The following is an 11,596-nucleotide window of genomic DNA, read 5'->3' as shown; positions in this document are numbered from 1 at the left end:
TTTATAATTTAGCCTGACAAACAATTTTCTATGTCATCCAATTCATCACTGGTAGCGGATATTCGTCACTTCAACCGCTTTTATACCGGCGTAATAGGGCTGCTGGACCAGCATATTCTGGAAAGTAATTATTCGCTGTCGGAAGTGAGGGTATTATACGAACTGGCACAAACCGAAAAATGTACAGCGGGGCATCTAACCAGCCTCATGAAAATAGATGGCGGATATCTGAGCCGCATGCTAAAAAAGTTTGAGGCCAACGGCCTGGTGTCCCGGCATAAATCATCCGCCGACGGTCGTAGTTACCTCCTACAGCTCACCACTAAAGGCAAAAAACTGATGGCCGCCCTGGACGAAAAATCTTCCGGGCAGATCGGAGAAATATTGGCCCCTCTAGCTGAGAAGCAGCAACAAGCGGTGGCTGGCGCCATGAAAACGATCGAAGCAGTATTGGCAGGTGAGCCCGCTCCGGCTACATCTTCGGATATACATTTCCGTTATGACCTGCAACCAGGCGATATCGGTTATCTCATTTACCTGCATGGAGAGCTGTATGCCAGGGAATATGGCTATAACCTGGAATTTGAAGCCTATGTCTGCAAAACTTTCCAGGATTTTCTGGCTACCTATAACAAGAATAAAGACCGGGTGTTTCTGGCGATAGCAGATAATAAAATCGTGGGTGCTGTAGCGATCCTGGGATCATCCCGTTATCTGGCGCAGCTGCGCTGGTTTGTAGTACACCCCGACTATAGGGGGAAAGGACTGGGCAAAAGGTTGCTGAATGAAGCGATCAGTTTCTGCCGGGAAAAAAATTATCAGACCATCTATCTGATGACTACCAGCATCCACACTACCGCGATTGACATGTACAAAAGGGCAGGCTTCCGTAAAACCGGCGAAAAGTTCCTCCAGCTTTGGGGAATGCAGTTATACGAACAACGTTATGATATGAACCTGATGTAGGATCTGGATATTTAATATCTCAAATGTATTTCTGCAGGAGCACGATCTGGCCCAGATGGTAGGCATCATGTTCTGCCAGTCCCTGCAGGTAATAGATGGCTTTTTTATCCGTACCCGGAAAGGTGTCAAACAACTCCTCTTCCGGGAATTTACGAATGCTGGCAGCTATTTGCTGGAAGGAGTGTTCCAGACGGTGGATGGTAGCCTGCCAGTTTTCTTCCCCATGATTTTCCGGTGAATAAAAATCGGGCAGATCTCCATCTTTTTCCGGTGGCTCATTATGCATATAACGTTCTACACGCTGGTGCCAGAAGATGACATGGTTCACAATCTGCCAGATATTGTTGGACCCCTGGAGGCTTTTTACAGCCTGCCTGGCATCCACGCGGGAAAGATGTTCCCTGAAAGTGACGTCCAGCCACGGTTTGCCGTTGTATAACGCCTCAATGGAAGAGGCAAGGTGTTCTGTAAGCTCCATAATTCGTAATTTAACTTATTTGTCGGTATTTTTAAAGTAAAACCCAAACGTTATGAATCAAGTGGATCTGGAAACAAATAAGAATGAAGATGCCATGAGACTGGCCATTAGCACCATGAAACACCGCATGGGAATTATTGAACAGGGCGGAGGAAAAAAAAGCCTGGAGAAAGTGCGCCAAAGGGGTAAACTCACTGCCAGGGAACGTATTCAGTACCTGATCGATAAGGATACCCCTTTTACTGAGATAGGGGCCTTTGCCGCCTATGAAATGTATCCGGAATACGGTGGATGTCCTGCAGCAGGCACCATCGGCGGGATCGGCTATGTAAGCGGCCGTCAGTGTATGATCGTTGCCAACGATATGACTGTAAAAGCAGGTGCCTGGTTTCCGATGACCGGCAAAAAAAATCTGCGCCTGCAGGAGATCGCCATGGAAAACCATCTTCCCGTGATCTATCTGGTAGACAGTGCGGGTGTATTTTTACCTATGCAGGATGAAATTTTCCCTGACAAGGAACACTTCGGCCGTATCTTCCGCAACAATGCCCGCATGAGCGCTATGGGCATCACCCAGATTGCCGCTGTAATGGGCAGCTGCGTGGCCGGTGGGGCTTACCTTCCCATCATGAGCGATGAAGTACTGATGGTGGAAGGAAACGGTTCTATCTTCCTGGCCGGTCCTTACCTCGTAAAAGCAGCCATTGGAGAAGACGTAGATGCGGAAACGTTAGGCGGCGCCGTTACCCATACTGAAATATCCGGTATCGCCGACTATAAATTCAAAACAGATGAAGAATGCCTCGATCAGGTAAAACGCATCGTGAGCAAAATAGGTCATAGTACCACCGCTGGCTTTGACCGTATTGCGCCCGCACCGCCAGTCCTGCCGGAAGAAGAGCTCAACGGCATCCTTCCCGCAGACAACACCCGTCCTTATGATATGCTCGAAATCATCTCCCGTCTGGTAGATGATTCTGCTTTCGACCAGTACAAACAGGACTATGGCAAAAGTATTATCTGTGGTTACGCCCGTATCGATGGCTGGGCTGTAGGTATTGTGGCCAATCAGCGTAAAATAGTGAAAAGCCGTAAAGGCGAAATGCAGATGGGCGGCGTAATCTACAACGACAGCGCCGACAAGGCGGCCAGGTTTATCATGAACTGTAATCAGAAAAAAATCCCGCTGGTATTCCTCCAGGACGTAACCGGTTTTATGGTGGGCAGCCGTAGTGAACATGCCGGCATCATCAAAGACGGTGCAAAGTTGGTGAACGCTGTAGCCAATTCAGTGGTACCCAAAATCACCATCATTATTGGTAACTCCTATGGCGCAGGCAACTATGCCATGTGCGGAAAAGCCTATGATCCCCGTTTTATTTATGCATGGCCTTCTGCTAAAATAGCCGTGATGGGTGGGGAACAGGCCGCCAAAACATTATTGCAGATACAGGTGGCTTCCCTTAAAGCCAAAGGACAGGAAATCACCCCTGATGAAGAAGCCCGTCTGCTCAAGGAAATTACAGATAAATATACAAGCCAGACCACCCCTTATTACGCAGCTGCCCGCCTCTGGGTAGATGAGATCATTGAGCCTACCGAAACCCGCCAGCGGATTTCAGAAGGTATCAAAGCCGCTGACAATGCCCCGCTGGAACATCCGTTCAACGTTGGCGTGTTCCAGGTATAATAAAGAAATTTTTGACTCAGCCCAGCACTTCAGTCTATCATAGCCCAGGGCTTTAGCCCTGGGTTTCTAAATCAAAGAATCGAAAATCAAAAAATCAAAATATATTTGCCGCTGCTATGGCTGAATTGCAAATATATACTGATGGCGCATCCCGCGGTAATCCCGGACCGGGAGGGTATGGCGTAGTACTGATATGGGGGAGTGTGCGTAAAGAACTGTCGCAGGGTTATCGTAAAACGACCAACAACCGCATGGAACTGCTGGCGGTCATCACCGGCCTGGAAGCGTTAAAAAAAGACGGACAGGAACTGACCATTTTTACGGACAGTAAATATGTGGTAGATAGTATCGAAAAAGGATGGATCTGGGGTTGGGTAAGAACCAACTTCAAGGACAAAAAAAATAAAGACCTCTGGCTGCGTTTTATCCCGCTCTACAGAAAACATAAAGTAAGAATGCAATGGGTGAAAGGCCATGCCAGCAACCCTTTGAACAACCGCTGTGATGAACTGGCCACCCAGGCAGCAGACAGCGGCAACTGGCTGATAGACCAGGGCTTCGAAAGTGGCAACTAATTACCGAACTAACTAACAACCCGGATTGTAATATAAACGGAAAATCTTCGTTTATGCTTACCTGGCTGTTTGAAACACTACAGAAATACCCGGAAATTGCGGTCATGTTAACCCTGCTCATCGGTTTCCTGCTGGGTAGGGTCCGTATTAAAGGTTTTACGCTGGGAACAGTGACCGGTGTATTGTTGGTAGGCATCATCATTGGCGGGATACATATTCAGATTCCTGGCGCTGCCAAATCAGTCTTCTTTCTTCTGTTCCTGTTCTGTACCGGCTATAGTATAGGGCCGCAGTTTTTTCAGGGATTAAAAAAAGATGGGCTGCCCATCGCTATTTTCTCTTTTATTGTTTGTTGCAGCAGTCTCTTTTTCTGCTGGGCTATCGCTTCTATACTTCGTTTTGATACGGGTACTACGGCCGGTCTGATGTCGGGTGCCAACACCTGCTCAGCTATCATTGGTGTGTCCTCCAATACCATCAATGAACTGGATATCAGTATTGCCGATAAGGAACGGCTGATCAACCAGATACCTGTTGCGTATGCTGTTACCTATATTTTCGGCACTGCCGGTACCAGCTGGTTTCTCTCTGTTGTGGGGCCCTGGTTTATGTCGGGAAGCCGCGAAAAACTGATCGAAGAAACAAGGGCACTGGAAGCTACCCTTACCGACACTACTGCAGATGAAGATGGTGGTATCAAATACGCCTATGATCATGTGGCTTTTCGGGCTTACCTGGTAAACCCTGAACTGGTGGGTGATGCCGGCAAATCAGTAAGGGAGCTGGAAACTTTTTTCCGTCGTAAAAAAAGAGTACTGTATGTGCTGCGTGTAAGAAGGCAGGGAGAAGTCATGGTCACGCCACAGGATTTCGTGGTACGTACAGGCGATATCATTGCCCTGGGAGGCCAGCGTTCGGCAGCTATTGCATCAGAGTCGATGCTGGGTAAGGAAGTGGCAGATGCAGACCTGCTGAATTTTCCGGTACAGACATACAATGTGGTGATCAGTTGTAAAACGGCCATCAATAATCCTATCAAAGTACTGGTGCGTCGGCCGCAACTGCGTGGTATCAGTGTTCGTAAAATTACCCGCGCGGGGATTGAAATTCCACTGGAAGCCAATACCATTGTGCAGAAAGGGGATGTGGCCGAACTGGTAGGCATACAGGAAGAACTGGACCAGGCGGTGACTATCCTGGGTTTTAAAGAAAGGGTAGGAGTAGAAACGGATATTCCCTATCTGGCCGGCGGTATTGTATTGGGTACCCTGGTAGGAGCTATGAGCGTGCATATTGGTAATGTGCCAGTAGAGCTGAGCACCAGCGGAGGTGCGTTATTAGCGGGCCTTTTCTTTGGATGGTTGCGGAGTGTAAATCCACGTCTGGGTTATATCCCGCCCTCTTCGCAATGGGTACTTACCAAGTTGGGACTGCATGTGTTTATCGCTATGGTGGGTCTTTCTGCCAGTGACGGTTTTTTACTGGGATTAAAACAGGAAGGGCTTACCCTGTTTCTGGCAGGGATGGTATTGAGTTTGTTGCCAATGGTAGTGGCCCTCTTTCTTTCCAAGTACGTCTTTAAATTTCATCCGGCAATAGGATTGGGTGCCTGTGCGGGTGCACACGACGAGTCTGCCCCGCTGCTGGCTGTCCAGGATGCCCTCAACAGCAAAGTGCCTGCTTTAGGCTATACAGTTGCATATGCAGTGGCTAACATCACACTCACGACTTCCGGTGTGATCATCGTCCTCCTGATGCATAAAGGATAATTTTTCATGATAAATATCCTACTACTATCTCCCGGTTGGTCATCCTCTTCCATCACAATTCCTGTTGATCATCCTCCTCCTTATCGGCGTTTATCACCCTTTATCACCCTTCATCACAGTTATTTTTCAACTTTTTTAACATTTCTTTTGTTGATAAGGAACAAACACCTAGCTTTGCATCCCATTAGTCTATAGGATACGTAGAGTAATAAATAATCAAACACTAAATAATAAAGGGAACCGATTATGGAACAGAAGAACCGGCCTGTTTATGGCATCAATCAAAGTTGTTGTTGCTGTAGTTAAAACCAAATAATCCTCTGCACAACAGATCTTCCGAAATACCAGGTTACAGCAACATTTACTGCTTCCGGAAGACCGCTGTCACTGTATCAAACACAATGGGAAAACATCGCTACAATATCTGTTTACAGCAGATGCAGTTTTCTATTGTCATTCGTCTCCAAATCAACTACCATAGGCTTATGTTACAACGATTACTAATTTTTTTATTGCTGCTTGGGCCACTGGCAGCCTTTTCACAGGTCCGCACGGTTACCGGTATTGTCCTGTCGGCAAAAGACAAAGAACCACTTCCGGGTGCTACCATCGTCATCAAAGGAACGACGAAAGGGGTATTGTCAGGACCTGACGGTTCCTTCCGCCTGGAGGTTACTGATCCCGCAGCCACTACACTGGTCATCAGCTATGTAGGCATGGTGCCGCAGGAAGTGCCTGTCAGCACATCACCGATTCAGGTATCACTACAGTCAGCTGGTAAAAATATCGATGAAGTGGTGATTGTGGCTTATGGTACCGCTAAAAAGAGTTCCTATACCGGTTCGGTATCACAGATAAAAGGAGCCGAACTGCAAAACAGACAGGTGTCCAGCGTCACTAAAGCATTACAGGGCCTGGCGCCAGGCGTGCAAAGTGCTTCCCAGAGCGGCCAGCCTGGTTCAGACGCTACCATCCGCATTCGCGGGGTAGGCTCTATCAACGCTTCTGCAGATCCGTTGTATGTGGTAGATGGAGTACCTTATGGTGGTAATCTCAGTGCTATCAATCCTTTTGATATTGAATCCATCAGTGTCCTGAAAGACGCGGCTTCCAGCGCTCTTTACGGTTCCCGTGGTGCTAATGGTGTGATCATCATCACCACTAAAAAAGGAAGAGCAAAAGGTGCCAGTATAGACCTTCGCGTTAGTCAGGGTTATTCTAAAAGAGCAGTGAGCGACTATAACAGGGTCTCCACTGATCAGTATTTCCCGATGTACTGGCGTGCGCTTTTCAACGAAAACCTGGGCAGTCAGGATTCTGCCACTGCTGCCAGAAATGCCAGCCGTGACCTGGTTGGAGAACTGGGCATCAACCCCTACGGCAGCGCCTATCCGCAGCCGGTAGGTACCGATGGTAAACTGGTATCCGGCGCCAAACCCCTATGGAACGACGACTGGGCTAAAGGCATGCAACGCACTGGTCATCGTACAGAAGCTAACCTGAGCATCAGCGGCGCTACCGATAAAACCAGATACTTTATCTCCGGCGGCTACCTTGATGACCAGGGTATCTACCTGGGCTCGGGTTTCAAACGTTACAACGTCCGCTCTAACCTCGATATAGACGCCCGTAAATGGCTGAAAGTAGGGCTGAACCTCAGCGCTGCCCATTCCGACCAGCAGGCGCCTCCTACTGAAGACAGCCGCAGCGACAACTATGTCAACTATGGCCGTCTCATGGGCCCCATGTATCCAATCTATGAGCGTGACCCTAATACCGGCGCCTATTTACTGGATGGCAAGGGCAACAGAATATTCGACTTCGGTCCTTACCGCCCTGACCCGGCCAATCCAAGAACCAACCTGATACAGACTTCCGGCATCGATAAACACGATACCATCCGCGACGACGTGTCTGTTCGTGTATACGGCGAAGCTACCCTCTGGAAAGGACTGAAATTTAAAACCAGCTACAACGCGGATTATTCCTCCCGTGTAGGACACGACTATACCAACCCTACCCTCGGTTTCGATGCCGAAGTAGGCGGTACCGTAGTAAAAGGTAACTATCGCACTTTCAGCTGGACCTTCAACAATATCCTGACCTACGAGAATACTTTCAATGAAAAACATCACCTGAACCTGCTTGCAGGACAGGAAGCCTATAAATTTACCTATACCTATGTGGAAGGTTCCAAATCCGGATTCTCCGTACCAGGTATCGATGAACCTGCTGGTGCAGCACTGATTACAGGTTTTACCGGTTATTCCGATAATTATAGCCTGTCCAGTTACCTGGGAAGAGCAGAATATGATTACGCCGGTAAATACTTCTTCTCCGCTTCACTTCGTGGCGATGGTTCTTCCCGCTTTGCACCCAAGGTGCGCTGGGGTACCTTCTGGTCTTTAGGCGCCTCCTGGAAAGCTACAGAAGAGGCATTCCTGAAAGATAAATCCTGGCTCAACCTCCTCTCATTCCGTGTCAGCTACGGTGGACAGGGTAACGATAACCTCGGGCCTGCCCGTTATTACAACTACCTGCCGTTATATGCTATTAACAGTAACCTGGGTATGGGAGGCACTTACCGTCAAAGCCTCTACAACGATAAGTTGAAATGGGAAACCAACCTTAACCTGAATGCTGGGGTAGACTGGAGCATGTTCGAAAACCGCTTTGGTGGTAGTGCGGAATTCTTTATCCGCCGCTCCCAGGACCTGCTCTATTCCAGACCTAAACCGCTTTCTATCGGATATGCATCTGTAGATGAAAACATTGGTGCTCTGAAGAATACCGGTATCGATATCAACCTGCATGGTACACCCATAAGAACTAAAGATTTCAGCTGGAACATAGACCTCAACATGACCCACTACCGGAACAAGGTTACCAGTCTGCCACAGAAGGAGATCATCTCCGGTACCAAAAAACTGATGGTAGGCAAGTCTATCTACGACTTCTATCTCCGTCAGTGGGCCGGCGTGGATCCTAACACTGGTCAGCCACTTTGGAAGTATACCAATCCTGATGGATCTATTAAAGACACCAGCAACTACAGCCAGGCAACCCAGTACTACTCCGGCTCTTCATTGCCAGACCTGTACGGCGGCCTGACCAATACTTTCACCTACAAAAACTTTTCGTTCTCTTTCCTGATTACGTATAGTTTGGGTGGCAAAGTGCTGGATAACGACTATACATTCCTGATGGGATTGGGCTCATCTGCCGGCCGTGCATGGTCTACCGAAATGCTCAACGCCTGGACACCTACCAACCGCAATACAGATGTACCACAGTTGAATACAGTCTCGCCTTCCTGGACCGCAGCATCTACCCGCTTTTTATATGATGCAACTTATGCCAGGCTGAAAAGCGTGAACCTCAGTTATTCATTGCCCAGAACATTGATGGAAAGAGCACACCTGAACAATGTGACCGTTTATCTCCAGGGTGAGAACCTGATCACGCTCTACAACCACCAGGGCATGGACCCTGAGCAAACTGTAGGCGGTACCACCTACTATCGTTATCCGGCTGTGAAAACAGTTTCTGCCGGTATTAATCTGAGTTTCTAAAAACAGCATCATGAAAAAGCACCGTCTTTTATTTATCATCATATTCTCGATATCCGCCCTGACAGCCTGCCACAAGGACTTTCTGGACACCAAGCCTACCAATGCAGTGCCGGATGACCAGGTGTTTAATTCGGTAGATAATGCCGAAACAGCATTGACAGGGATATGGGCCTACATGTTCGAAACCTATTTCACCTTTGCCGTACCCGGTATCAAATCGCTGGATCTTACCAGCGATGCAATGGGTAGCGATGTAGCGGTGACCACTGCCTATGGTTTCAGGGACGCCTATACGTTCAACGAAATGGCCGATAACACCAAAAACAGGGTGAGCGCCTACTGGACCATCCTCTATAAGGTGATCGACAACTGTAACAATTTCCTGTCTAAAATAGACCAGGTACCCGGAGATGACGCCAAACGTAAAATTCTGAAAGGACAGGCTTCCGCATTGCGTGGTTACTGCTACCTTACCCTCGCGGAGTTTTATTCCTTTGGTGTGACTAATAATGCCAGTGCAAAGTCAGTTCCCATCTATACTACACCTGCCGATCCCAGTACGCCCGGTAAACCAAGAGCTACTGTAACGCAGGTATACCAGCAGGCCATCAGCGACCTGGAAGCGGCTGCACCATTACTGTCCGGCTATACCCGTGATGCTACTCAGAAATTTAAAATAAACAACAACGTGGTGAGCGGTTTACTGGCCAGGGCTTACCTCTATAGCAACCAACCGGCTAAAGCCATCGATGCAGCAGTAGCGGCGCGTAAAGGCTACACGCTGATGTCTGGAGACGACTATAACAAAGGCTTTAATGATGTGAGTAATGTGGAATGGATCTGGGGCCAGCCGCAGACACCTAACCAGAATGTAGCAGCTTCTACTTTTACCTTCCTGGATGTGTCCACACCGGTATCCTACTATAAAAGCTTTAAAGCGGATCCTTATTTTCAGGGCTATTTTGATAGCACTGACGTTCGTTTCCGTTTGTTCCAATGGAATACTTCCGGTCCGGGTGCCTTGTTGTACAAGAAATTCCGTTTCCGTGATCCGGGTGCGCTGGTAGCCGATGTAGTGCTGATGCGTTCTGCCGAAATGTACCTGATTGAAGCAGAAGGATATGCCCGTACTGGTAATGCCGCAAAAGCAGCTGATGCGCTCAATGCGCTGAGGACAGCCAGGAATGCAACAGCATTTAATCCTGCCGGTACCGGTACCGTGTTGGACAGTATCCTGCTGGAAAGAAGAAAGGAACTGTGGGGAGAAGGATTCTCGCTGGTGGATATTATTCGTACAGGCGGCACCGTTGTAAGGAAAGCATTTAAATCCGTCAACGGAGGCGACAGCATCATCAACGTTATACAGCCGGATGGCTCTGTAGTAGCGGTACATGGGGTAGGGCACCGTACCCTGAACTTACCGGATAAAAGTCCGTTTAAGGCCAACAGTTCTTATTACCTGTTTGCCATACCGCTTAGTGAAGTGCAGAATAATCCGAATCTCAACAACTAGTTTTTTTAGCCTTCATAAATGAAAGCCTTTGGAGATCGCTCCAGAGGCTTTTTTATTATTGAATGGGACAGTTAATAAATCCACGGAATAATCCTGCTGGTATGTTTCATGTAGTCGGTGTATTCCGTGCCAAACTGCTCTGTCAGTACCTTTTCTTCAATATCCATCCGGTAAATAAAGGCCGCCAGTACCGGTATAAAAATGACAACCAGACTTATCCAGTTATTCAGCGACAGACCAAAGCCCAGAAATGATAACAGAGAGCCGGCATAGGAAGGATGCCGGAGAACGGCGTAGATACCATCTTTTTTCACATGATGGTCTTTACGTATGGTGACTACTACCGTAAAAAGCCTGCCCAGTGAGGCAATAGCATAGAAACGTAGCAGCATGCCCAACAATATGATGGAGAGCCCGATATAGTTCATGTTACTGCCATCCTGCCGGATAGGGAAATGTGTTTTAAAGGAAATGTATACAGCGGCATTGATACAGATCAGTATGATGATCCAGATATAGGCCAGACTACCCTTGTCTTTGCTTTTTTGGTCCTCGGCGGCTCCGCCTCTCAGTATACGATGCAGCAATATTTCTGACAGAAACCAAATCATGTAGATAATAGAGGATAACGTGTTCATCGATGATGGATATTGGGATCAGACATATATCTAATATATGAAATATTTTCAAGTCTTTAAAAAATAACTATTTTGCGCGGAGACTAAACATGTGTGCTATGGAAAACCTGCAAACGATCCTCCAATCTGGCACTCCCGTGCTGATTGACTGTTTTGCTACCTGGTGCGGTCCCTGTAAAATGGTACCACCCATTCTCAAAGAAGTAAAGGATAAATTCGGAGATACTCTCCGGATCATTAAAATAGACATTGACAAAAACCAGCAGCTGGCTGCCCAGTGGCAGATCAGCAGTGTTCCTACTCTGTTGCTTTTTAAGGAGGGGCAGCTAGCCTGGCGGCAAAGTGGGGTGGTACCGGCACATCAGTTGATACCGCTGTTACAACCGCTGATTTAG

9 protein-coding genes are annotated in these 11,596 nt (G+C 47.9%); 7 read left to right on the top strand and 2 right to left on the bottom strand.

Translation table 11 applies throughout. The features are described 5' to 3' along the window. Positions 1–30 precede the first annotated feature (30 nt). The gene (locus DF182_RS31500; protein WP_113619888.1) at positions 31–966 is read left to right on the top strand and encodes a bifunctional helix-turn-helix transcriptional regulator/GNAT family N-acetyltransferase; all 936 of its coding nucleotides are present in this window, start codon (positions 31–33) and stop codon (positions 964–966) included. 19 nt (positions 967–985) lie between these two features. Here the strand turns inward: DF182_RS31500 and DF182_RS31495 are convergent, their stop codons facing one another. Beyond that, positions 986–1,444 carry a DinB family protein gene (locus tag DF182_RS31495; protein WP_113619887.1) on the bottom strand — a complete coding sequence of 153 codons (459 nt, stop codon included), beginning with the start codon at positions 1,442–1,444 and terminating at the stop codon, positions 986–988. Positions 1,445–1,496: 52 nt separating this feature from the next. Here DF182_RS31495 and DF182_RS31490 point away from each other — a divergent pair, with 52 nt between their 5' ends. The 5 genes from DF182_RS31490 (at position 1,497) to DF182_RS31470 (ending at position 10,563) form a co-directional block, all read left to right on the top strand. Further along, complete coding sequence (locus DF182_RS31490) at positions 1,497–3,134, top strand: acyl-CoA carboxylase subunit beta (RefSeq protein WP_211327329.1); 1,638 nt, start codon at positions 1,497–1,499, stop codon at positions 3,132–3,134. A gap of 116 nt (positions 3,135–3,250) precedes the next feature. Beyond that, positions 3,251–3,709 carry a ribonuclease HI gene (gene rnhA / locus DF182_RS31485; RefSeq protein ID WP_113619886.1) on the top strand — a complete coding sequence of 153 codons (459 nt, stop codon included), beginning with the start codon at positions 3,251–3,253 and terminating at the stop codon, positions 3,707–3,709. A 53-nt stretch (positions 3,710–3,762) separates the two neighbouring features. Beyond that, a complete protein-coding gene (aspT, locus tag DF182_RS31480) occupies positions 3,763–5,478 on the top strand; it encodes an aspartate-alanine antiporter (RefSeq protein ID WP_113619885.1) in 1,716 nt (571 codons plus the stop codon). Between the two features lie 485 nt (positions 5,479–5,963). Next, positions 5,964–9,050 carry a SusC/RagA family TonB-linked outer membrane protein gene (locus tag DF182_RS31475; protein WP_113619992.1) on the top strand — a complete coding sequence of 1,029 codons (3,087 nt, stop codon included), beginning with the start codon at positions 5,964–5,966 and terminating at the stop codon, positions 9,048–9,050. Positions 9,051–9,060: 10 nt separating this feature from the next. Then, positions 9,061–10,563 (top strand): RagB/SusD family nutrient uptake outer membrane protein, encoded by a 1,503-nt coding sequence (locus tag DF182_RS31470; RefSeq protein ID WP_113619884.1) that lies wholly within the window; start codon positions 9,061–9,063, stop codon positions 10,561–10,563. Positions 10,564–10,634: 71 nt separating this feature from the next. On the opposite strand, the gene DF182_RS31465 is transcribed toward DF182_RS31470, so the two are convergent. Then, positions 10,635–11,201, bottom strand: coding sequence for a methyltransferase family protein (locus tag DF182_RS31465; protein ID WP_113619883.1), 567 nt, complete (start codon positions 11,199–11,201; stop codon positions 10,635–10,637). Between the two features lie 98 nt (positions 11,202–11,299). Here DF182_RS31465 and trxA point away from each other — a divergent pair, with 98 nt between their 5' ends. Continuing rightward, a complete protein-coding gene (gene trxA / locus DF182_RS31460) occupies positions 11,300–11,596 on the top strand; it encodes a thioredoxin (protein WP_211327327.1) in 297 nt (98 codons plus the stop codon).

The organism is Chitinophaga flava (assembly GCF_003308995.1).
GTDB lineage: Bacteria > Bacteroidota > Bacteroidia > Chitinophagales > Chitinophagaceae > Chitinophaga > Chitinophaga flava.
Note: the sequence above shows the minus strand (reverse complement) of the source record. Positions and strands in the feature narration are given on the sequence as shown.

What these genes read in the sequence shown, in the direction of transcription:
- rnhA (WP_113619886.1), top strand. Translation starts at nt 3,251, where the DNA reads ATGGCTGAATTGCAAATATATACTGATGGCGCATCCCGCGGTAATCCC.
- DF182_RS31490 (WP_211327329.1), top strand. Translation starts at nt 1,497, where the DNA reads ATGAATCAAGTGGATCTGGAAACAAATAAGAATGAAGATGCCATGAGA.
- DF182_RS31500 (WP_113619888.1), top strand. Translation starts at nt 31, where the DNA reads ATGTCATCCAATTCATCACTGGTAGCGGATATTCGTCACTTCAACCGC.
- DF182_RS31495 (WP_113619887.1), bottom strand. Translation starts at nt 1,444, where the DNA reads ATGGAGCTTACAGAACACCTTGCCTCTTCCATTGAGGCGTTATACAAC.
- trxA (WP_211327327.1), top strand. Translation starts at nt 11,300, where the DNA reads ATGGAAAACCTGCAAACGATCCTCCAATCTGGCACTCCCGTGCTGATT.
- DF182_RS31475 (WP_113619992.1), top strand. Translation starts at nt 5,964, where the DNA reads ATGTTACAACGATTACTAATTTTTTTATTGCTGCTTGGGCCACTGGCA.
- aspT (WP_113619885.1), top strand. Translation starts at nt 3,763, where the DNA reads ATGCTTACCTGGCTGTTTGAAACACTACAGAAATACCCGGAAATTGCG.
- DF182_RS31465 (WP_113619883.1), bottom strand. Translation starts at nt 11,201, where the DNA reads ATGAACACGTTATCCTCTATTATCTACATGATTTGGTTTCTGTCAGAA.
- DF182_RS31470 (WP_113619884.1), top strand. Translation starts at nt 9,061, where the DNA reads ATGAAAAAGCACCGTCTTTTATTTATCATCATATTCTCGATATCCGCC.